23 protein-coding genes, 1 tRNA gene and 1 pseudogene are annotated in these 21402 nt (G+C 71.6%); 18 read left to right on the top strand and 7 right to left on the bottom strand.

What is annotated here, in order from left to right; translation table 11 throughout:
• Window positions 1–463: 463 nt before the first annotated feature.
• Complete coding sequence (locus ACWCOM_RS15415) at window positions 464–1057, bottom strand: recombinase family protein (protein ID WP_454549633.1); 594 nt, start codon at window positions 1055–1057, stop codon at window positions 464–466.
• Between the two features lie 1232 nt (window positions 1058–2289).
• On the opposite strand from ACWCOM_RS15415, the gene ACWCOM_RS15410 reads away from it, so the two are divergent.
• Together ACWCOM_RS15410 and ACWCOM_RS15405 are read left to right on the top strand one after the other, a co-directional pair.
• Window positions 2290–2898, top strand: coding sequence for a hypothetical protein (locus ACWCOM_RS15410; RefSeq protein ID WP_454549632.1), 609 nt, complete (start codon window positions 2290–2292; stop codon window positions 2896–2898).
• A 490-nt stretch (window positions 2899–3388) separates the two neighbouring features.
• Window positions 3389–3529: pseudogene (locus ACWCOM_RS15405) on the top strand (manganese catalase family protein); the annotation flags it as partial.
• A 71-nt stretch (window positions 3530–3600) separates the two neighbouring features.
• Here the strand turns inward: ACWCOM_RS15405 and ACWCOM_RS15400 are convergent.
• Window positions 3601–3900 (bottom strand): hypothetical protein, encoded by a 300-nt coding sequence (locus tag ACWCOM_RS15400; protein ID WP_454549631.1) that lies wholly within the window; start codon window positions 3898–3900, stop codon window positions 3601–3603.
• A gap of 773 nt (window positions 3901–4673) precedes the next feature.
• Between ACWCOM_RS15400 and ACWCOM_RS15395 the strand changes: the two genes are divergently transcribed.
• Together ACWCOM_RS15395 and opgC are read left to right on the top strand one after the other, a co-directional pair.
• Window positions 4674–5003 (top strand): histone-like nucleoid-structuring protein Lsr2, encoded by a 330-nt coding sequence (locus ACWCOM_RS15395; protein WP_454549630.1) that lies wholly within the window; start codon window positions 4674–4676, stop codon window positions 5001–5003.
• A gap of 371 nt (window positions 5004–5374) precedes the next feature.
• Window positions 5375–7840 carry an OpgC domain-containing protein gene (opgC, locus tag ACWCOM_RS15390; protein ID WP_454549629.1) on the top strand — a complete coding sequence of 822 codons (2466 nt, stop codon included), beginning with the start codon at window positions 5375–5377 and terminating at the stop codon, window positions 7838–7840.
• Between the two features lie 39 nt (window positions 7841–7879).
• On the opposite strand, the gene ACWCOM_RS15385 is transcribed toward opgC, so the two are convergent.
• Window positions 7880–8470, bottom strand: a complete 591-nt coding sequence (locus tag ACWCOM_RS15385; protein ID WP_454549628.1) for a helix-turn-helix domain-containing protein — start codon at window positions 8468–8470, stop codon at window positions 7880–7882.
• Between the two features lie 20 nt (window positions 8471–8490).
• On the opposite strand from ACWCOM_RS15385, the gene ACWCOM_RS15380 reads away from it, so the two are divergent.
• Entirely contained in the window at window positions 8491–9138 is a 648-nt protein-coding gene (locus ACWCOM_RS15380; protein WP_454549627.1) for an FAD-dependent oxidoreductase, read from the top strand.
• Between the two features lie 140 nt (window positions 9139–9278).
• Here ACWCOM_RS15380 and ACWCOM_RS15375 read toward each other — a convergent pair whose 3' ends face one another.
• Window positions 9279–10475 (bottom strand): low temperature requirement protein A, encoded by a 1197-nt coding sequence (locus ACWCOM_RS15375; RefSeq protein WP_454549626.1) that lies wholly within the window; start codon window positions 10473–10475, stop codon window positions 9279–9281.
• A gap of 104 nt (window positions 10476–10579) precedes the next feature.
• Here ACWCOM_RS15375 and ACWCOM_RS15370 point away from each other — a divergent pair, with 104 nt between their 5' ends.
• The 5 genes from ACWCOM_RS15370 (at window position 10580) to ACWCOM_RS15350 (ending at window position 14593) form a co-directional block, all read left to right on the top strand.
• Complete coding sequence (locus ACWCOM_RS15370) at window positions 10580–11182, top strand: TetR/AcrR family transcriptional regulator (RefSeq protein ID WP_454549625.1); 603 nt, start codon at window positions 10580–10582, stop codon at window positions 11180–11182.
• Window positions 11183–11333: 151 nt separating this feature from the next.
• On the top strand, window positions 11334–11744 hold the full coding sequence (locus ACWCOM_RS15365; RefSeq protein ID WP_454549624.1) for a hypothetical protein: 411 nt from the start codon (window positions 11334–11336) through the stop codon (window positions 11742–11744).
• 137 nt (window positions 11745–11881) lie between these two features.
• Window positions 11882–13021, top strand: a complete 1140-nt coding sequence (locus ACWCOM_RS15360; protein WP_454549623.1) for a PP2C family protein-serine/threonine phosphatase — start codon at window positions 11882–11884, stop codon at window positions 13019–13021.
• Window positions 13022–13152: 131 nt separating this feature from the next.
• Window positions 13153–13932 carry an MBL fold metallo-hydrolase gene (locus ACWCOM_RS15355; protein WP_454549622.1) on the top strand — a complete coding sequence of 260 codons (780 nt, stop codon included), beginning with the start codon at window positions 13153–13155 and terminating at the stop codon, window positions 13930–13932.
• 103 nt (window positions 13933–14035) lie between these two features.
• A complete protein-coding gene (locus ACWCOM_RS15350; protein WP_454549621.1) occupies window positions 14036–14593 on the top strand; it encodes a GNAT family N-acetyltransferase in 558 nt (185 codons plus the stop codon).
• Between the two features lie 129 nt (window positions 14594–14722).
• Here the strand turns inward: ACWCOM_RS15350 and ACWCOM_RS15345 are convergent, their stop codons facing one another.
• Complete coding sequence (locus tag ACWCOM_RS15345; RefSeq protein ID WP_454549620.1) at window positions 14723–15499, bottom strand: HAD-IIA family hydrolase; 777 nt, start codon at window positions 15497–15499, stop codon at window positions 14723–14725.
• Window positions 15500–15761: 262 nt separating this feature from the next.
• On the opposite strand from ACWCOM_RS15345, the gene ACWCOM_RS15340 reads away from it, so the two are divergent.
• From ACWCOM_RS15340 to ACWCOM_RS15330, 3 genes are all read left to right on the top strand, one after another.
• Window positions 15762–16868: an excalibur calcium-binding domain-containing protein gene (locus tag ACWCOM_RS15340; RefSeq protein WP_454549619.1), complete on the top strand. Its 1107-nt coding sequence runs from the start codon at window positions 15762–15764 to the stop codon at window positions 16866–16868.
• A 96-nt stretch (window positions 16869–16964) separates the two neighbouring features.
• A complete protein-coding gene (locus ACWCOM_RS15335; protein WP_454549618.1) occupies window positions 16965–17150 on the top strand; it encodes a hypothetical protein in 186 nt (61 codons plus the stop codon).
• Window positions 17151–17306: 156 nt separating this feature from the next.
• Window positions 17307–17732 carry a hypothetical protein gene (locus ACWCOM_RS15330; RefSeq protein WP_454549617.1) on the top strand — a complete coding sequence of 142 codons (426 nt, stop codon included), beginning with the start codon at window positions 17307–17309 and terminating at the stop codon, window positions 17730–17732.
• A gap of 74 nt (window positions 17733–17806) precedes the next feature.
• On the opposite strand, the gene ACWCOM_RS15325 is transcribed toward ACWCOM_RS15330, so the two are convergent.
• Window positions 17807–18034 (bottom strand): hypothetical protein, encoded by a 228-nt coding sequence (locus ACWCOM_RS15325; RefSeq protein WP_454549616.1) that lies wholly within the window; start codon window positions 18032–18034, stop codon window positions 17807–17809.
• Window positions 18035–18350: 316 nt separating this feature from the next.
• Here ACWCOM_RS15325 and ACWCOM_RS15320 point away from each other — a divergent pair, with 316 nt between their 5' ends.
• The 5 genes from ACWCOM_RS15320 (at window position 18351) to ACWCOM_RS15300 (ending at window position 21194) form a co-directional block, all read left to right on the top strand.
• Window positions 18351–19184 (top strand): hypothetical protein, encoded by an 834-nt coding sequence (locus ACWCOM_RS15320; protein WP_454549615.1) that lies wholly within the window; start codon window positions 18351–18353, stop codon window positions 19182–19184.
• A gap of 282 nt (window positions 19185–19466) precedes the next feature.
• Window positions 19467–19766, top strand: a complete 300-nt coding sequence (locus tag ACWCOM_RS15315; protein ID WP_454549614.1) for a hypothetical protein — start codon at window positions 19467–19469, stop codon at window positions 19764–19766.
• Window positions 19767–19808: 42 nt separating this feature from the next.
• Window positions 19809–20012: a hypothetical protein gene (locus ACWCOM_RS15310; RefSeq protein ID WP_454549613.1), complete on the top strand. Its 204-nt coding sequence runs from the start codon at window positions 19809–19811 to the stop codon at window positions 20010–20012.
• A 505-nt stretch (window positions 20013–20517) separates the two neighbouring features.
• The gene (locus ACWCOM_RS15305) at window positions 20518–20805 is read left to right on the top strand and encodes a hypothetical protein (protein ID WP_454549612.1); all 288 of its coding nucleotides are present in this window, start codon (window positions 20518–20520) and stop codon (window positions 20803–20805) included.
• A 140-nt stretch (window positions 20806–20945) separates the two neighbouring features.
• On the top strand, window positions 20946–21194 hold the full coding sequence (locus ACWCOM_RS15300) for a hypothetical protein (protein WP_454549611.1): 249 nt from the start codon (window positions 20946–20948) through the stop codon (window positions 21192–21194).
• A gap of 119 nt (window positions 21195–21313) precedes the next feature.
• On the opposite strand, the gene ACWCOM_RS15295 is transcribed toward ACWCOM_RS15300, so the two are convergent.
• Window positions 21314–21399: transfer RNA gene (locus tag ACWCOM_RS15295), tRNA-Leu, on the bottom strand.
• Window positions 21400–21402 lie beyond the last annotated feature (3 nt).

Genomic DNA, 21402 nt, shown 5'->3' with positions numbered 1-21402 from the left:
GTTTGGTTGTTAAGTATGCGTTGCAATTTACACTAGCCCGATGGTCCAACCTTCTTCAGGTTGGCTTTCCTTCACTATGGCAACGTTCGTGGGGCCTGTCGGACCTTTTAATCCCCTGGGGAACATGGCGGCCCGCAGCAAGGTTGGTGATGATGCTAACTGAGCAGGATTGACCCCCGAAATCTTCGGGCCGCCTTCGGGATGACTGTCCTGCCTGCGACATGCCGACCGGTTCGGCTCACGCATCAGTGCAGTTGCGGGACTCGACCAATTGCGTACTCGACTGCTCAGGAAGAGCTCGCCTCCTTCAGGGAGGGACCAGCACACCGATCTACACCGCCATTTACCCCCACCACCTGGCCGTCATCGACGCCCACAGCCGCCCCCTGAAGGACGTCCATATTGTCTTCCTAATAGGTTCAGGGCGTCATACGCATCACGATGTCCACAGGTAACGACGAACTTAGATGATCATCTCATGCGGGAGCTCTCGGATTCGCCGGTAGAGGGTGGCCCTGGACATGCCGAGGTCGCGCGCCACCTGGGTCGCCGGTTCCTCGGACTCGATCAGCCGGAGGGCGTTGCGGATCTGGGAGTCGGTGAAGGTTTGTCGGAGCCCATCCAGGTCCTTGCCGGCAGCCCGGCGCCTAGCCACCGAGTCGGTGATCCGCTCCCGCTTGATTACTAACTCCACCTGCGCCATGGCCGCCCTGACGGTGAACACCATTGACCCCATCGAGGTGGCCGTGTCCACGTCTCTCCCACCTAGGTTTAGCACCCGCAACCCGGCGCCCAGACCTGGCAGAGCTTCGACGAAGGCCAGCATGTTTTGTGTCGACCGACCCAACCGATCCAACATGGTGATCACCAGTGTGCCACCCTCCCCGAGCGCGGCCACCGCCTTATCGAAGGCCGAACGAAATACACGCCCTTCAGACACTCCATAGTTCACATAGACGTCATCACGCCGCACTCCGGCACCGAGCAAGTCATTTGCTTGACGGTTTGCTTCTGGCTGCCGCGTCGACACCTGGACATACCCGATGATCTTTCCCATGTCCATCCCATGTGTCTCGTAACCAACGTTGAGTATCTGATTCCAGGGGCATGGATAAAGCACAAGGATGCGAGACAGGCCGAACCGCGGAAACATGCGGGCGTAGATTCTCGTGACGAGACGTCTCGCATCCCATAACCTGCGAGACGTATCAACGCACCGACAGCTCCTGACACTCCGTATCACCCTCAGGTGCACCTCTCCGGCTGCAGGCTCAGTCGGTGAACCGTTCATAGGCACCCTGCGAAAAGGTGTTCAACACCCCACCAGCTCCGGCTTGTGAGATCCGATCACCCAGGTGTCCTGCCAGGCATCGCAAAGTGCCACATCGGTTTCGAGCGGCCCGGGTCAGGTGGATGGTGAGACTGTCGGGGCTGGCGTCATGACCGGCGGTCACCAGGGCCGGCGGGTGGACAGGATCGCTTGCACCGCCGGGACTGGGACCTCGTTGGGGTGGTGCTGGGCCGCCCGGGAGTCGGGCATGGAAGGACGCCTCGTCCTCGGCGCGGTAGCGGGCCACCGGTTTCGGGACCCAGGAGCGGCTGTTCTGGAATCGGGGGCGTTGTGGACCTGGGACATCGCGCCGGTGGCCGGCGCCAGGGTGATCGCTTGGCTCCTCTCCACTCCCGCTCGGCAGGAGCGGTGGTTCCGATGTCCTAGGACGGCTGTTTCCTATCCGCTGACACCGGACACCTTCAGGCGCACCCCGCACAAGAGCCCCCTCCGGCGTCCATGCCGGAAAGAGGACTCTCTATATCCGAAGCCGGACGATGCATATCCCGCCTGCCGAAAATCCGGTTTTCCTTGCAAATTCCTGGATTTGCACTTGCTATCAACGGAACGCGGTATCGCGCCCATCATGACTTCGCATTCTTCCCACAAGATGCTGCCGGCAGGCATGGGATTCGGCGACGCCGCGGGCCTGCTGCCAGGAGGCCGGACGCGACGATCGACGGCTTCCGCCTTGAACCCACCCCCGCACCAAAGTTCGCTCCGACCTGCGACGTCGGATGGGACGTACAGCAGTGTCCGCAGCACGTGCGCGCCCACCAAACCCCGAAACGGAGGCGCACGAACGGGGGATCCCCCGGCCCGCCCGGCCTCCTCTCCGGTAGCGGCACAGGAAATTCTTAACTTTGTGAAATTCACTTGTGCACATGGTTGTGCCGTCCCTAGCCTGATCCCACCTGATTCGCGGTGGGAAATCTGGCTCATTCCTGAGGGGGAACACCATGAAAGATCTGCGGCACACTCTGACCGGCGCCGCCCTGGCGGGCCTGCTCGTGGCAGGCGGCTTCTCCGCCCCGGCGTACGCGGCGGACGACCACGGGCACGACAAGGGCGGCCACAGCCACGAGGACGAGCGCAAGAACGGCGAGGTCGACGTCGTCGTGAAGTACCGCCACCACGGCGAGTGGAAGGTCAGGGAGTACAACGACGTCGAGCTCAAGAAGGCCGCCTCCATGGCCAAGGACAAGGCCGACGGCGGCGACTGGCACAAGTACCACCGCGACGCCAAGTACAGCGACCGAACCGACAAGACGGTCAAGACCGTCGACAAGAAGGGGCTCAAGGTCCTCTTCAAGCAGGACGACGACGACGCGAACAAGAACGGCGAGGTCGACGTCGTCGTGAAGTACCGCCACCACGGCGAGTGGAAGTCCAAGGAGTACGAGGACGTCGAGCTCAAGGAGGCCGCCTCCATCGCCAAGGACAAGGCCGACGGCGGCGACTGGCACAAGTACCACCGCGACGCCAAGTACACCGACAAGACCGACAAGACGGTCAAGACCGTCGACAAGAAGGGGCTCAAGGTCCTCTTCGAGCAGGACGACGACTAGGGCCACAGCCCCCGCGACTGAGTCGCGGGTGTGACCGTCGAGGGTGCCCGTCCGGTGGACGGGCACCCTCGGCCGTGATGCCCCGCAGGTCCCGCGACGAGCCCGCGACGCCCTCGACGGCCCTGCGCGGCCCTCGGAGAACCCTCTCCGCACCAGTCATCCCGCTACTCCGCCCCAACCTGGCTGCGGTTGTGTTTCATCGGTCCGCGGAGGACGGCCGCGGCACCGTGAAGTCCACCAGGCGCAGGGCGGCATCCCGCAGGCCTAGCAGGTGTCCGATGAGCAGGAGGGGCTCCACGCGCCGCCAGCAGCTCGGTGCGCGGCCCGGACCTGGCACCTCATCCCTTCGCCTGGTCCATGGACGACAGAACCCGGCTCACTGCCGCTGGTGCAGCCGGAGTAACGCAGACCCGCGACCGGGGGAACACCCCTGCTGTTTTTCCTGCGATGGCCGCGGATGAAGAAAGAACGACCCGCAGTCATGCGGGTCGTGCAGTCCGACCCGGTGGTCGCGGCGGTCATCGGCGGCACCGACCTGCAGCGCGCCATCGTCGCCGGGGCCGGGGCGCGGCCGGTGGATCCCATGGGCAACCCCTGGTCCGGATGTCAGCTGCTGGTGTGCGGTGGGATCTGTCGGCACAGCGGGGGACGCACCGACCTCCGCTGCCTGCGCGGATGGGAGTCGCTCCGCCGCCGTTGAACCTACTCGGTGTCGAAGTGGGCCCATGCCCATCCGTGTGACTGGTGGGCGTGGTCGGCGATTTCCAGACACCGCGTCAAGGTCCCGATGAGGTCGAGCACGCCCTGGCGATCCAGGTCCACGGTTTCCACGTGCACCACCAGACCGTCCTTGCTGGGTTCGTAGAGCGGGCACGCCAGGGGGTGCGAGCCGGCAGCGGCCCTGGAGCCCTCGGAGGCCGGCTCACCGTTCTCGTCGTAGATTGTCCATCCCGCCGGGACAGCAGCAATCCGTGCCGTGCGAGTGGAGGGATGCGCAGTCATGACAGGCCCCTGTCTGGCAACGTCGATGGCATGACGGCCGCCGGAGTGGACCAAAATTGCGTGAATTTACCACTAGGTAGGCATGCCCTACAGCACACCCGGCGTCACACCGTGACGCAGACGAAGAACGGTCCAGACCGGTCCGTGAAGAGAAGCCTCGTCGCCAACCGTTCCACTACCCAGGAAGTGGGACGGTCCTCTGCCGCTCGACGAGACGCCTCGTATCCCATGCCTTCGAAGTCACAGGCGAAGCAAACCATGGGTTAGCTGATTCCCCTTACGCAGGGATGACGATTGAGAACATAGTCAGTGATTACTGACCATGGAGGGACTGTGCCTCTTGAGCTTCCCGCCCAGAGAATGACTCCGCCATTCAAGATGCCGAGCGTCACCATCCAGTGGGGTGGGGAGAACTCGGTGAACGAGTTCGCCCACGCGCATCCACCCACGCGTCCCTTCGCGGTACGGAACCGGTCCCGCCGTGAGTCTCTGCCAGGGATGGCCTCAGGTGCCGCTGTCACGGCCCGCTGCGGGATCGCCACCCTTGCCGCTCAGCGGTGAAAGCCCTTCGTGGAGGACGGAATGTTTCGTGGGGGCCTCACGAGCGATGGCACCATCAACACCGGCAATCCCAGCACAACCGTGATGTCGGCGGAGAGCGTACACCCCGCGCAGGCGCCGTCCGATGGTGCCATCCTTGGGACGTCCGGCGACGACGCCCCGACCACCCCAAGCTCCACTCCCCCACCCGGATATTGAAAGGAACACCACCCATGGCTGAAAAAGTCGAAGTACACCTCGAGGACGACCTCGACGGCGGCCCCGCTGAGTACACCGTGGTCTTCGGCCTGGATGGCAAGGACTACGAGATCGACCTGTCCACCGCGAACGCTGAGAAACTGCGCGAGGCGCTGCGCCCCTACGCGGAGGCCGGGCGCAGGACCGCCGGCAGCGGCGGCCCCCGCGGCACCCGGCCCCGGGTCCCGGGCAGTGATCCGGACACCGCGACGATCCGGGCCTGGGCGAAGGAGCACGGCCACGAGGTCTCCGACCGCGGTCGAATCCAGCAGTCCGTGAAGGACGCCTACTACGCGACCCGCTGACGCCGGGCAGCAGAAGAGGCTGACCCGGACGTCGCTCTCGAGCAGAATCCGGGTCAGTCCTGTTCTCGCCGGGTGCGTGTGGCCGGTGTCGCCAGCAGCCTGGTCTCGTCACCGACCGGCAGCGACCGGGTGTCGTCCTTGAGCCGCTCCCGCAGCCCCGGTCCGGAGGCGGTGCCCACCGTCTTTGTCCGGGGGTGCCCTCGGAGGACCGCCCCCCAGGACATCCGGCCCAGAGGACAGCCGGAGAGGACCCGTCAGCAGTACGATCTGCTTCATTGCTGGGAACGCCCGTGGCGACCTCCTGGGAGGTCGCCACGGGCGTTCCCGGTCACCATGGGGCGATCCTGTCCCGACCATGACTGGGGGGCAGCATGGGTTCCTTTCTCCGACGTTTTCGGGGCGCGCGCGTCGTGGTCGCCCTCCTGCTGCTGTGCGCGCTGAGCCTTCTGCACGCCGGGCCGGCCCGAGCTGTCGAAAACGCCACCACCCCACCTGGCTCCCAGGGTCCATACCTGGGTGCGCTGCTGGACTGGGCCACGGACTCCACCGCCGCCCACGCCGAGCGGCTCGGGGCACCGGCGGCGGTGTACGGCCGGCCGGTGCCCCTGCCGCTGGGTGAGCAGGAACAGGGTTATCTGCGGGACTACTTCGCCCAGGTCGCCGCTCGAGGCGCCCACGCCCTGCTCACGATCCGGCCCGAGGTGGCCCTGCAGGACGTGGACGATGCGGCGGCCGCGGCCTTGGCCGCGCAGGTGGGCGACGTCGCCGAAGGGTACGCGGGGACCGTGTTCGTCCGGTTCGCCCCGCAGATGAACGCGCCCTGGGTGGAGTGGGGGCAGCAGCCGGAGGACTACACCGCCGCCTTCCGCGCCGTGGCGAACGCGATGGACGCCGAGCTCGGGGACCCGGTGATGGTCTGGTCCCCCACGGCCGCCGAGGACTACCCGTTCCGGGAGCCCTCCACCACCACCGCGGAGGGAGGCGCCCTGGGAGCCCTGGACACCACCGGGGACGGGGTGTGGGACTTCGACGACGACGCCTACAGCCCCTACTACCCCGGCGACGACGTGGTGGACTGGGTGGGGCTGACCGCCTACCACGACGAGACCGATGGGCTCTCCGTGCGCAACGTGACGCCCGAACCCGGCGCGTTCGCCGCACTCCTGGGTCCGGCCCGGGCCGCCGGACCGCCCGCCGAGGCGGACTTCTACGCCTCCTACGCGGTCGGACACGACAAGCCGCTGCTGGTCGAGACGGCCGCCTTCTACAGCCCCGAGGCGGAGGGCCCGTCCGAGCTCGAGGTGAAGAGCAGCTGGTGGGACCAGGTGCTGGACGCTGCCTCGGCCCCGGAGTACGACCGGATCGGGGCGGTGGTGTGGAACGAGACCGTCGAGCACCGTGATGCCGGGGCGGTGGACTGGCGGGCCACCGCCGACCCGGGCGTGGCCACGGCCTTCGCCGGCCGGGTCGAGAGCTCCGGGCTGGTGACCGGTCCCGTGATCGAGCAGTCGGCCCTGGAGGGCGCGGCACCGGCGGCCACGGGCACCTCCCTGGCGGGCCCGGCGGCCTGGGCAGCGGCCGTGGCCGCACTGGTCGTGGCGCTCCTCTTGTGCCTGCTGCCCCTGCTGGAGCCCGTCCGGGCCTGGGCCTATGCGGACGACACCCCCCGGGACGCCCGGATCGACATGCTGCGCGGGATGGCCATCGTCTTCGTCGTGATCAACCACGTCGGACTCACCTCGCTGTTCCAGCTGCTCACCCAGGAGACCATCGGAGCGGTCTCGGGGGCGGAGCTGTTCGTGTTCCTCTCCGGTGCCGTGCTTGGCCTCGTCTACGGGCCGCGGGCGAAGGACCAGTTGGGCGATGTGGTGGACCGCACCAGCAAGCGCGCCTGGAAGCTCTACGTCACCGCCCTGGTGGTGGTGCTGCTGGTCTACGCGCTGAGCCGGCTGCCGTTCCTCGACGCCACGACCGTGACCACCTTCACCGACCAGGGCACCGGTGCTGCCGGGGGCGGGGCGGCCGGGACGACCTACGACCTCTACGCCGGGATGGACGAGCTCACCTCCTACCCCGTGCCCGCCCACCTGATCCCGGCGGTGTTCCTGCTGCAGATCGGGCCCTGGCAGTTCAACGTCATGGGCCTGTACGTGATCCTGCTGGCGCTGAGCCCCCTGGTGCTGATGGCGCTCTCCCGTGGCCGGGCGTGGCTGGTCCTGCTGCTCAGCCTGGGGCTCTACGTCCTCGGTGTCGTCACCCGGTTCCGGTTGCTGCCCTCCCAGTTCGAGGACTCCTTCCCGCTGCTGGTGTGGCAGGTGCTGTTCATCCTCGGCATGGTCGCCGGGTACTACCGGTCCCCGATCGTGACCTGGTTCGGCGCTCGATCACGGCGGGGGCTGCTGGTCGCGTGCGTGCTGGGGGCCGTGGCTCTCGCCGTGTTCTCCTGGTCCAGCCCGTACTTCACCAACGCCTACGACGTCCGGCTCGCCCTGCTCCCGGAGACCACCTTCCGCACCGTCTACGACGGCTTCTTCGAGCGCACCTTTCTCGGGCCCGGCCGGCTGGTGAACGTCCTGCTCGTGCTCATCACCGGCTATGCCCTGCTCAGCGCCTACTGGAAACCCCTGGAACGAGCTTTGGGCTGGTTCCTCGTCCCCCTGGGCCAGGCCACCCTCTACGTGTTCATCCTCCACGTGTTCCTCATCCTGGCCGCGGCCAACATCCCCGCCCTCCGGGAGGGGAACCTGTGGCTCAACTCGGGCGCCTACGTCGTGGTCCTGGGGCTACTGTGGGTGATGGTGCGCACACGGTTCCTGTTCCGCGTCATCCCCCGCTGAGGTCCCGCAGCCGCGGTGGCGGACACGTCCGCCGCCGTGTCACCGCACGCCCGGGCGTCGCGCGGGCCGGGCCCGCAGGTGGATGCGTTTGCCCTCCTTGCTGAAGATGGACAGCATCTCCACCGGCCCGGTGCCGGTCGCCGACATCCAGTGCGGCAGGCGGGTGTCGAACTCGGCGGCCTCTCCCGGCCCGAGGGTCACCTCCTGCTCGCCGAGGACCAGGCGCAGGCGCCCGGAGAGGATGTAGAGCCATTCGTGGCCGTCGTGCACCTGCGGGTCGGGAACGGCGGTGATCCCCGCCGGCTGGGCGGGAAGCGTGACCTTGTAGGTCTGCACGGGACTGGACTCGGGCGAGAGGGTCTCGAACCGGACACCGTCGTGGACCTTCGTCGTGCGCGACACCCGCGGATCCGGTGCCGTGGGCGGCACGATCTCGTCGAGTCCGATCCGCAGCGCCCGCGCGATGGGCACCACCAGTTCGAGGTTCGGCGCGCGCTTGCCCGCCTCCAGGCGCGAGAGCGTGCTCGAGGAGATGCCGGTGGCCTCGGAGAGCTCGGCGAGGGTCATGCTGCGCTTCTCACGCCAGCTCTTGAGGCGTGGGCCGATCAGGGCCAGGGACTGGTCGGGCACGATGCCTTCTCCTTGCCGTGTTGGCACTGTTGTTTGCCAACACAGTAGCAATCAAGAACGCGGAAGGCACGACGCACGGGGTGCTCAGCCGCGACGGCTACTCCCCGCTCGAACTCGTCTCCAACGGCTACCGGGAGGTGCGAGCCGTCGCCGGGGTGATCGTCGATGCCCGCGTCGCGGAGACCCAGGCGATCGCCGAGGGGTTCGAGGTCGTGACCGACGACGGGGCGCGCGCCACCGCACGTCGCCTCATCGTCGCGACCGGGGCCCGTGACCAACTGCCCGACATCCCGGGCCTCGCCCAGCAGTGGGGTCGCGGCGTCGTGGCCTGCCCGTACTGCGACGGCCACGAGGCCACCGGCCGCGCGATCGGAGTGCTGGCGGGCTCCCTGGCGGGACTGCACAAGGCGCACCTGCTGCGCTCGTACTCCGACGACATCACCGTGTTCGCCGCGCTCGCGGGCCCCGTCCCCGAGCTCGACCGGCTCGTGCTCGAGGAACGCGGCATGCACGTGGAGACCCGCCCCGTGACGTCCGTGGTCGCCGCGGCATCGGAACGGGTGGCCGCAGCGGCCCGCAGCGACACGGGAAAGGTCCGCGCCGACCACGACCTGGGCGCTGCGAGGGCGCAGACGCCGGGTGGCCCGCAGCCCACGGAGGAGCCGTGACCGCCGTCGACATCGCGACGACAGCCCGGTTCGACATCGTGACGGCCGGCGCCCATGCGCTCCCCGTCGGGTGCCCGCGGGAGGGGTGCCGCGACGCCCGGCAGGCGGGGGACCCTGCGGGTCGTCAGGTGCGGGACCCGTCAGTGAGGAGTCCGGATCGCGGCCCTGCGCTGTGCATGGTGCAGGCTCTCGACGGCGACCAGAGCGGAGACGACGAGCGCGACGAGTGCCAGGGCGGCCAGCGGCGCCATCCGGGCGGCCACCGGCCCGAGCGCGAGCAGCAGTGCAGTGGCGCCCAGGCGCCACGTCGCCCACTCGCCGCCGACACGGCGCCAGAAAGCGGTGCTGCCCAGAAGGTACAGCGCGGTCCCGCCGAAGAGCGCGGCGGCGCCCAGGGCGCCGAAGGCGTCCGTGTCCTCCACGTGGGCCAGGACGTCCTCCACACCCAGTGCGGACAGGACGATGCCGGCCACCAGGGGCAGGTGCAGGTAGGTGTAGGCCTCCACGGCGGCGGAGGCGCGGGCCGACCCCCGCAGTGCGGCGAAGCGGTGCTCCGCGGCGATCGCGGTGACGTCGAAGTAGAGCCACCACAGGCCCAGGGACAGCGTGATGCCGGCCGCGGCCCCCAGGAGTATGGGGATGCTCACGGGCTCCCGGGACGCCCCCACGCCGATGGCCACGATGGACTCCCCCAGGGCGAGGATGATGATCAGCCCGTACCGTTCGGTCCAGTGCGCCGCCGAGTGCACCCGCCAGTCGCCTCGCCGCGAGGTGAAGAACGTGATCCCGCACTCGACGACCAGCCCCGCCAGCCAGAACCAGGGCTGGGCGGGGCCGCCGATCACCGCTCCCGCGATGATCAGCGCCGAGCCGAGCGTCATCGCGGCGGTCAGCTTGGCCACCTGGCGTCGCAGGGGCCGGTCGCTCTCGGCGGCGTGGGCGTAGAGGGTGACATGCAGGACGCGGACGACGACGTAGGACAGCGCCAGCACCAGCGGGCCGTCGAGCCCGCCCTCGAAGTCCGCGAAGGCCTCCGGAATGGCCAGGGCGGCGATGAACACGGCCACCATCACGGCGGCCAGGCCGAACCGCATGAGTCCTTCGTCCACGTGGGTCTGGTTGGCCAGCCACGAGAAGGACACCCACGACCACCACAGCAGCCCGAGGATGATCATGCCCTGCAGCACGCCGGGAACGGAGTGCTCGTGGGCCATGAACCCGGTCACCTGGGTGAAGGCGAACACGAACACCAGGTCGAAGAACAACTCGAAGGTGGTGACACGGTGGGACTCGTCCGAGACGCGGGCCGACGGCACGATCTTTCGCAGCAGGGGCATGACTCACAGACTAGGGTCCGCCGCGCCCCGCCGCGCACGTTCGGAGCAGTGGGTCCGCTCCGTGGCATCTATACAGTGGAAACTTTCCGATATAAAGTTCGGGCATGGACGCATACCACCACGGCAACCTGCGACGGGCGGTGCTGGACCGGGCCCTGGAGGTGGTGGCCCAGGACGGCCCCGCGGCGCTGAACCTGCGGGCGATCGCCGGGGACATCGGTGTCAGTCACACGGCTCCGCGGTATCACTTCGGCGGCCGCCGTGGAGTGCTGACGGCCATCGCGACCGAGGGCTTCGAAACGCTGCGGGAGCGCCTCTCCCGCCTGCGGGAGGACGGGGCGCCGTTCCTGGAGCTGGGGGTGGCGTACGTGGAGTTCGCCCTGGACCACCCGGCGCACTTCGCGGTGATGTTCGACCCCGGGCTGCTGGACACCGACGACCCGGCGTTCGTGGCGGCCTCCGACGCCGCCCTCGCCGAGCTGCGCATCGGCGTCGACACCCTGGCGTCCCCGCACGCGCAGGAGGACGCGGCGGCGGCCGTCATCGCGGCCTGGTCGCTGGTGCACGGGCTGGCGACGCTCGCCCTGACCGGCAACCTGGACCGGGCCCGCATCCGCGACCTGGTCGCCGGGGGTGACCTCTCCGCCATCACCCGACGTGCGGCGGGCATGCTCTACGGCTCCCCGTCCCGCCCGGACGGTGCGTGATGGGCCGGCTGCCGGGCCCGGCGGCCGTGGCGCCTCCCGGTGTGCCGGGCGCCGGCCTCCAGGTCCATCTCGCGCTGACGAACATCACGGCTCTCACGGCGGGGCCGCTTCCCCGGCGGCCCCGGACACCCCGGACGACAAGGTGAACGACATGGACGACGCACAACTCATCTCGGCCGGCACGATCCTCCTGACGGTCGTGGCCATCGCCTACGGCGGCTCCTTCCTGCTGCGCGTCGTCAACGGCACGGCGCCCGCCAACGACCTGCAGAGGACCTACTACCGGGCCGGTCACGCCCACGCCGGGGTGCTCGTCATCCTGGGCCTAGTCATCCAGCTGTACCTCGCGCACGCCCAGGTCCCTCCTGTGCTGGCACACCTCTCCAACGGGGTGCTGTGGGCGGCGGTCCTCATGCCCGCCGGGTTCTTCCTCAGCGTCCTCGGCCGCGACCCGGAGAAGCCCAACCGGCTGCGCCACCTCATCACCGCCGGCGGTGTCGTCCTCACCGTCGGACTGCTCGCCGCCGGTGCCGGGCTCATCGTCGCCGGCGCGGACGGGTGACGCCCCGGCCTGACGTCCGGTCCGAGTCGGCACCGGCCTGTGTCGAGGTCCCCCGACGTGGCGGGGTGGCGCACGCGGCGATGGTCGGTACCGTGGACTGTATGCAGATGCACACGGAACAGCAGGAGCGCGCGAGGGTGGCTGCCCTCCACGAGCTAAAGGTGCTGGACACGCCGCGGGAGGAGCGCTACGACCGTGTCGTGCGCATCGCCAGGGAGGTCTTCCAGGTGGAGGCCGCCGCGGTCAACCTGATCGACGCGGAGCGCCAGTTCACCAAGGCAGAGGCCGGACTGCCGGGACTCGTGCACACGCCGCGCGCCGACTCCCTGTGCAGCCACACCGTCGCCCGGGACGCGCCGCTCGTCGTGCCCGACGCGACCGCCGAGGAGCTGTTCCGCGGCAATCCCTTCGTGACCGCCGATCCGCCGGTGCGCTTCTACGCCGGTCAGCCGCTGCACGCCCCCGGTGGGGAAGCCGTGGGTTCGCTGTGCCTGGTCGACCACCGGCCCCGGCAGCTCAGCGACCGGGAGCGGCACCTGCTCGCCGAGCTGGCGGGATGGGTCGAGCGCGAGCTCGCCGCCCAGGGAGAGCTCGACCGCGCCGAGCAGATCCAGCAGATCCTCATGCCCAAGACCGACCCGGCGCTGCCGGGGTGGGAGATCGCCGGGCGGTGCACCGCCGCGCAGTCGATCGGCGGAGACTTCTACGACTGGTTCCGCACCGGGGACCGGCTGCAGCTGACGCTGGCCGACGTGATGGGCAAGGGCATCCCGGCGGCCCTGCTCTCCGCCTCGGTGCGCGCCGTGCTGCGCGGGACCTTCCAGTACAACGAGCCGGCCCAGGCCATCGCCCGTGCCAGCGGGGCCCTGGACCCGCTGCTGGAGGAGGCCGGCGCCTTCGTCACCGTCTTCACCGCCCGCCTGTCCGCCTCGACCGGGGTGCTCGAGTACGTGGACGCCGGTCACGGTCTGGCGCTCGTCCTGGGCTCCGACGGCACCCCCCGGCGCCTGGAGACCTCGGGGCCGCCCCTGGGCGCGGTGCCCGGGGTGCAGTGGAGGATCCACACCACGGCGCTGGAGGCCGGGGCGACCCTGCTGGTGGTCTCGGACGGGTTCCTCGACTACTTCACCGACATCGACGAGGCGATCGGCAAGGCCGCCGCGGCCAACGCCTCGGCGGCCTCGGCCGCCGAGCTGGTCGAGCGGTGCGCCGGCTACGCCCGGTCCGCGGGCCTCGACGACGACTCCACCGTGCTGGCGCTGCGGCGTACGGCTTGAGCCCGGGCGGGGCCCAGCGCTCCGCTTCGCCCCGGCGCCGGGAGGCAGGCGCGCCCTCCGGCCGGGAGCAACGCACGGGGCGCAGACTGGACCCGGAACTCGCCGTCGTCCCCCCAGGAGCCCCGAACCGCATGACCCGCTGGTCCACCGCCGACAACACCCACGACCTCGGATCCGGCACCGTCCTGGTCACCGGCCCGGGATCCAACTGGCTGATCCTGCGCGACGGCGCGTCCTACACGCTGATCGACTGCGGCTACCCCGGTGACCGGAGTCTGGTGGACGCCTCCGTCCACGCCGCCGGCGCCACGGGGCTGCCCGAGGCCGTGGTCGTCACCCACGCCCACGGCGACCACATCGGCACGCTCGACCGCTACGTCGCCGCCGGTGTCCCGGTGCACTGCGCGGCCGCCGAGGTCCCGAATCTGACCGGCACGGCCCGCGAGCAGATCGGCCCGAAGGAGTCCCTGCCCCGCGCCGCGCGCTCGCCGGGCTGGGCTGCGTGGTGCGCCCACGCCCTGCGCGCCGGCGGCCTGAAGGACGTCACGGTGGCGGAGAGCGCCGTCGTCCCCTTCGGCCCGGCCACCGCGGTGCTGGACCTGCCCGGGTCCCCGCGGCCGGTGGCCACCACGGGACACACCTCCGGGCACACCGCCTACCTGATCGGCGACACCGGGATCCTCGCCGCCGGGGACGCCGTGGTCACCGGGCACCGGACCACCGCGGCGCACGGGGTTCCGCACCTGCTGCCCGCGCCGTTCCACCACGACCCCGCCGTCGCCGGGCACGCGGCGCGCACGCTCCTCGCCGGGACGGACTTCGACGTGCTGGCCCCGGGCCACGGCCCTCAGCTGCGCGTGCCCGGCGGCCGGCGCCCGGCGATCCACGAGGACGTCCGGGCCCGCCGCTGAGCGGCGCCGCGGCGCTCGCCCGGATCAGCCGGCCCTGACGCGCGCCGCTCCGCCGGGCTCGGCGCCCCTACAGGTCAGCGGCCGGTGCCGTTACGATCGCCCCATGTCCTCCCCCGGCATCGACCTGCGCCCCGCCACCACCGACGACCTCCCGGCCGCCGCCGCGCTCTACGGTCAGGTCGCCCCGGGCCGGGAGCTGTCCCGCGCGCAGTCCACGGCGTGGCTGGACACCACCACGGTCGCGGTCGCGCACGGGGACGTCGTCGGGCTGTGCCACGGCAACCACACCTCGGCGACCTGGCAGAGCTTCGTCGTGGAGCCGGAGCCGCCGGTGGAGTGGCGGTGCAGCTACCTCGACACCCTGGTCGTGGGCTCCTCGCACCGCGGCCACGGCGTCGGGTCGGCCCTGCTGGGGCGGTTCCTGGACGCCGCGTGCGCGGCGGGCACCACCTGGGTGGTCCTGCGGCCGGTGCCGGCCGATCCGCGCAAGGGCTGGGAGGAGCTGCTGGCCTTCTACGGGGCGGCCGGCTTCGTGCCGCTGCGGCACCGGCTCACCCGCGGGCTCACGAACGCCCTCGTGCTCGGCCGCAGCGTGGTCTCCCGTCCGGACCACGTCATCCGGCCGCTGGAGGTCGACGCCCCGGTCCCCGGCGCCCGCTGATCGGGGTGCCGCGACGCCGACGCCGCGGAACAGGGAGTGAGGGCCCAGGACGCCCGCGACGGCCGGGCGGAGCCGGGGCCGGGCAGCCGGCCGCGGCGACGAGCCGGCACCGCTGCGGCGGCCGGGTGGTCAGACGAGATCGATGACGTCGGCGATGGAGTCGAGCACGCGGCCGGGGCGATACGGATACGTGGTGACATCCGCGGCCCGGGTGGACCCGCTCAGCACCAGGATCGTCTCCAGCCCGGCCTCGATGCCCGCGACGACGTCGGTGTCCATCCGGTCACCGATCATCACCGTGGACTCCGAGTGGGCGTCGATGCGGTTCATCGCGCTGCGGAACATCATCGGGTTGGGCTTGCCCACGAAGTACGGGACGGCGCCGGTGGCCCGGGTGATCAGGGCCGCGACCGCCCCGGTCGCCGGCAGCGGGCCCTCCGCCGAGGGTCCGGTGGAGTCCGGGTTCGTCGCGATGAAGCGCGATCCGGAGTCGATCAGCCGGATCGCCTTGGTGATGGACTCGAACGAGTACGTGCGGGTCTCGCCCAGGACCACGTAGTCGGGGCTGACGTCGGTGAGGGTGTAGCCCACCTCGTACAGCGCGGTGGTCAGGCCCGCCTCACCGACCACGTACGCCGAGCCCCGCGGCACCTGGTCCGCGAGGAAGCCCGCGGTGGCCAGCGCCGAGGTCCAGATCGACTCCTCGGGGACGGTCAGGCCGCTCTTCGCCAGCCGGGCCGCGAGATCGCGCGGGGTGTAGATCGAGTTGTTGGTCAGGACCAGGAAGCGGCGCTCCCGGTCGACGAGACGCTGCAGGAAATCCGCGGCGCCCGGCAGGGCCCTGTCCTCGTGGACGAGCACCCCGTCCATGTCCGTCAACCAGCACTCCGGGTGGGACCGGTCCATCACCACACCTCGATCCCCTCGTTCTCGTCGGCAGCCCGTGACGATCCTACTGCCGACCCGGGCGCCGGCCGAGGCAGGGGTCGACCTCCACGCCCTCCACCTCGGCGGGGCGGACGGTGGTGACGGATGCCCGGCCGAGCCGTCACATCGGCCCCGCGTTCGCGTCGGCGACCGGCCGGTAGCAGGATGGGACGCATCTCGATCCCCCGCGCCGGCCCCCCGCGACTCCCTCAACGCCCGGCGCACTTCCCCCTGGAGCGACATGACCCACTTCCTCCCCGCTCGCCGCCGCGTCGGCGGTCGGACCGCCGCGGCGTGGGCCTCGGCGGCCACGGCCCTGGCCCTGCTCACCGGATGCGCCAGTTCGGCGGCCGACCCGGGCGGCAGCTCCGCCACCACCGAGGAGGCCACCACCACGGCCGCGCCCTCCGGCACTCCCACCGGGACCGCCGCCACGGCGGCCGCGCCGACAACGGCACCGCCGGCGGTCGCCGCCTCCGGGGCGCTGACCGCGCTGAACGAGCTGACGGTCGCCGCCCGCGGCACCATGTCCGACTACGACCGCGACGGCCTGTTCGGCGGGTGGATCGACGCCGACGGCGACTGCCAGGACACCCGCCAGGAGATCCTCCAGCACGACCTCGACGACGTCGTCTCCGCCGACGGGTGCACCGTCGACTCCGGGGTCCTGGACCCGGACCCCTACACCGCCACCGCCATCGACTTCGTACGCGGCCCGGCCACCTCCTCCGACGTGCAGATCGACCACGTGGTCTCGCTGGGCAACGCCTGGATCACCGGTGCCCGCCGCCTCGCCCCGGACCGGCGCGTGGAGCTGGCCAACGATCCGCTGAACCTGCTGGCCGTGGACGGGCCGACCAACCAGGCGAAGTCGGACGAGGCCGCCGACGGGTGGCTGCCGCCGAACGTGAACTTCCGGTGCGAGTTCGTCGCCCTCCAGATCGCGGTCAAGGCCAAGTACGACCTGTGGGTCACCGCCCCGGAGAAGGCGGCGATGACCGAGGTGCTCGCCCGCTGCCCGGAGCAGGACGTGCCCGTCGGCGCGGCCCCGGAGGACGTCGCCGTCAGCGCCCCGGAGCCGGTCGCGGCAGCTCCCACGCCGGTGCACCACGCCTCCGAACCGGCCCCGGTCGAGGAGGACGCGGAGCCCATCCCGGTGGCGCCCGCGCCGGTCGCGCCCGCGGCGCCGGCCCCGGAGCCCGTGCCGGCCGCACCGTCGGCCCCGGCCAGCGGGTTCGCCACCTGCGCCGAGGCCAGAGCTGCGGGCGCGGCCCCGCTCCGGGCCGGTTCGCTGGGCTACGCCCCGAGGCTGGACCGCGACGGCGACGGGGTCGCCTGCGAGAGCTGAGCCCGGTTCCCTCGGCCCGGAGCCCCGCTGTCCCCCGTCCAGGTCACGAACCGGCAGCATCTGGATCACTCCCTCGGCGCGTGCCATCATGCCCGCATGACGCACCAGAGGAAGAACATGACGGCCCCCGCTCACCACCAGTCCTCCACCGCCGAGGAGCTGCGTGTGCCGTTCTGGATCGTGCTCGCCGGAGTGGGCGCCGGCGCGCTGTGGGCGCTGGCGGGCGTGGCCGTCGGCTCGTGGGTGCGCAGCCGCGGGCTGCGCGCTCGCGGCACGCACTGACCGGGTCCCCGGCCTCCCGGGCGTCCGCCCACGCCGTGGATACGCTGGGAACGCCTCCGTGTCGCGGTCCCCCCGATGAAGTCCCCGTGGCTCACCGGGTTTCCCCGCGACCCCGACACCTGCCCGGTGCTCCCGCCCGACCGGAAGGACCCGCCCGTGCCCCAGGAGATCCCGGACCAGCGCCTCGAGGGCGTCGAGGACGAGGTGCGAGCGCGGCACGCCCAGGCGCTGGCCGCCGGCGAGACGAGACTGTTGATGCGCACCGAGGAGGGACAGCTCCACAGCTACGCCCGCGACGAGGTCGGCATCGTCCCGGCCGGGTCGGGCGTCACGGTCACCGGTGCCCCCGGGATGGCCGTCCTGACCGTCTTCTTCGTGGCCGTGGCCGTGTTCTCCGTGGCCCTCGCGGTGGTCCCCGCCTCCCGGGGACAGGACCCGCTGTGGGGAGCGCTGGCGCTGTCCGCCGGTGCCCTGGCCCTCGCCCTGCACACCGGCCGCCTGACCCGGGCGGAGGTCCGCGCCCGGCGCCTCCGCAGGCTGCGCGGCGTGCCGGCGCCGAGCCGGCGCACGACCGGCCCCTGAGCAGCTCCACCCGCCCGGGCCACCACGACCGGTCCGCTGCTACGACCCGGGCCGCGGGGCGGGCACCCGTTCGCTCAGGCGGTCGAGGCCGCGTCGAGGCGCTGCAGCTCGCTCCACAGCGGCGGCCGCCCGCGGGTCTCCAGGTACTGCTCGACGGTGGTGGCCGCCGGGCCCGGCAGCTCCTCGGCGGACTCCCACACGCAGTCGCACTCGTCGCACACCAGGACGGTCTCGTTCGTGGCGGTCACCCGCCAGGCGGCGACGACGCCGATGTCGCACATCGGGCACTCGTTCGGGTTCATGACGGCTCCTTACCACGGCTCCGCCCCGACCCCAGCGGCTGGGCGGTCGATGCGATCGGCCGAGGACCCCGCCGCGCTGGGGCGCAGCGCTCACGAGGTCCTCGGATGATCCAATGGTGCACCGGCCCGCCCCGGTGACGGAAGACCGCCCGCCCGACCACCGCAGCGACGGGGGCGACCCGGCCCGTGGTGCACCGCGGACTGCGCCGGGAGTCGCCCCCGCTACCCGACAGGTGACGCCGGGATCCCCGGCAGGGACGACGGCCCCGCCCCGCATCCCTCCCCGTGCCGCCGGCACGGCAGTAGAGTCACGCCCATGGTGGAGCTGCCGTACGAGGTGATGGACGCGCGCCAGGCCGCCGGCGCCCTCGACGAGTACCTGGCCGAGCGGACACCCGCGCTGCGCCGGTTGGGCGAGGCCCTGGCTGGCCACGGCCTGGAGCCCGACGAGATGCTCGACCGGTCGGTCTACTCCGTCTCCCCGCTGTGGGCCTGGATCAGCGCCCGCGCCGCCGAGCGGGGCGTGGACCCGCACCCGCTCGCCGAGGACCCGACCCGGGGCTCGTGGCCCAGCTGGGCCCGGCGCTGCAAGCTCGTGGACCCGCACCCTCCGGCCGCCACCATCGCGCTCGTCGACGGCTACGCCGCCTATCTCGGGCAGGTGCTCGAGCGCGAGGCGCCCACCGCCCACTGGCGGGTCGGGGAGCACCGGATCAGCGACTACCCCGCGCTCAACCACCCGGTGCTCGCCGGGGCCGGCCACGAGATCTTCCTGCCCGGCATGCCGCTCTACAGCGCCTACCAGTCCGCCCACGGACGCCCCCCGATGAGCGGCACCGAGATGCTCGCCCACACCCGCCGGACGATCACCGGCCTGCGCGGTGAGGGCCCGGAGGCCGCTGCCGTCGAAGAGCCCCCGGTGACGGTGGTCGCCGAGATCGACTGCTTCGACGTCGGTCTGCGCGAGGACATCGCCCGGTCCCATCCGGAGGTGGTGGAGCAGCTGGTCGCCGAGCTCGCCGGCCGCGACGGCGTCGCATCGGTCCACCGCTACGGGCCGGCGGCCCTCGTCGTCGACGCCCCGGACTGGGACGAGATGCGGGTCAAGCTGTGGTGCACGATGTGGTTGCAGCGCCACCTGCCGCGGTGAGCCGCCGGCTGGTCGCCGGGCGCACCGCCGGCGGAACCGTCCGTCCCCGGGGAACCACCCGGCTGCGGACGGGCGCCCAAGCCGCTCCACGCGGCCGTCGCGGCACGCTCCCGACCCGGGGCGCGCCGTGTGTGCTTCCGCGCCCCGGGCACCGATAATGGTCCTCGAGAAGCGTCACCGATCGCGCCCTCACCACCCCTCCCCCGTCGGCCTCTTCTTCCCCCGGAGGTTCCCCGTGCCCGCTGTCCCCGACCCGCACTCCTGCCCCGCAGGCGGCCCCCGATGATCCTGCCGGTCCTCGAACCCGCCGTCCCCGTCCTGCTGGCCGCCACCGGGACCATCCTGGCCGCTGCCGGCCTGCTCATCATCGCCGGCCGCCGGCGCCGCGGCTTCGTCGCCCTGGGCGCCGTCGTCCTGGTGGCCGGCGTGGCGATCATCTCCCCGCCCGCCACCTCGCACACCGCCCGGACCGCGGTGACCGCCGCCTCCGGGGCGATCGCCGGCCTCACCGGCCCCGCCGACCTCGGCCCCGAGCCGGCGGAGGGGGAGATCGTGGCCGTGGAGACGCCGGCCGCTCCCTGAGCACGGCAGCGGCGCGTCCCCGGGCGGGGGCGCGCCGCTGCCGTGCACGCCTGGGCGCGCACCGAGGCGGCGGTCGGCGGCGACGGCTCGGTCCTCGCCGTCCTGGCGCTGCTCCTGACCCGCGAGGAGATCGTCCGGACCTCGCTCACGATCGTCCGCGCCGCCTTCGCCGTGCTCCACATCGGTGGTGCCCGCCGCGCCCGGGCCTGCCTGCACGCCCTGCACCACACCGGGCGCACCGGCTGACGCCGTACAGGTCCCCAAACGGATCAGCGTGCGCAGTGAGCACGGGTCCTACGGCGACGGCGACTGCGCGGGCTCCCCGGTGACCACGATCCTGCGCTTCGGCGCCTCCGAGGACGCCCCGCCGGAGACGGTGGTTACCGTGGCGGCTGAGGTGGAAGGCCCCGAGGTGTCCTGGGGCGTCTCCGCCTCCCCGACGACCGCACCCGAGCAGCGCCGTGCGTCCGCACGCGACGCCTGGCCCGCCGCCCCCGTCGACGACCCGGTGATCGGGATGAGCGCATCCCGCTCGGCGGGGACACGAGCGGGTTCGTCGACGTCGTCCGGACGCCCGCGCCCACCCGCGCCCCTCGGTGGCCGTGGGCGCCGTCGCGGCCCCCGCACGCCGGCCCGGCTGCTCCGGGCCGGGCGCGCGGACACCGGAGCCCTCCCTTCCGGCGGAAGGGCCCGCACCGGCGCTAGGTTGTGACGAGGAGCGCCCCGAGCGCTCACCGACCGGAAGGCCGCCATGGGCGTTGACCGGATCCTCACCGAGACCCCGCCCGTCGTCCCCGCCGGGCTGATCATCTGCCTGGTCGCCCTCACGGTCACGGCCCGGCTGGTCCTGGCCGGCGGGCCCGCCACGGCCCGGCGCCGGCGCCGGGCCATGTGGGGCTCGTGGGCGTGCCTGGCCGGCGTGGTCATCGTCATCTTTCGCGAACTGGCACCGGGCATGTACGGCTTCATCACGCTGATGGCCATCACCGCCGTGGCCGCCGCGACCCTGGTCCGCTCCCTGCAGCAGGTGCTCCGGTGACGCGCCGCCGGCGCGTGCATGGGCGCCGGCATCGGCCGGCACATCGCCCGGCGGCGTGCACGCAGGCAGCACTCGTCGCCGCCCCCGGGAGTCCCCACGACTCCACCACCGCGCCGCGTTCGTGGCCGAGGCCCCGGACGATGGACGCCCTCCGGAGTCCGGACTGGGGGTCGATCAGCCTGATCGAGGCGCTGGGGGACCTCTACACCCCCGAGCAGATCGAGGCGGCGAAGGCCCGCTCCAGCGCGCTGATCGAGGAGGGGTGGACCTGCGCGTACTCCCCCGACGACGACGGCCGGCAGATCCGGCAGCTGCGCGAGCACCACCCCGACTTCACCGACGTGCACCTGCACCAGGCCGCCGACTGGGGATTCTTCCTGAACCGCTGAGACGCCGCCCGCTCGCCGTCGTGCGGGGCGATTCATGACAAAAGCCCCGTCGTCGGCAGGAACTCGTGTTCCTGCCGACGACGGGGCTGTCGTCCTCGGCCTGTTGCGGCCGATTCCTGTGCGCGAGGGGGGACTTGAACCCCCACCCTCTAATACGAGGACTAGCACCTCAAGCTAGCGCGTCTGCCTATTCCGCCACCCGCGCGAG

This window comes from Kocuria sp. KH4, assembly GCF_053711175.1.
Note: the sequence above shows the minus strand (reverse complement) of the source record. Positions and strands in the feature narration are given on the sequence as shown.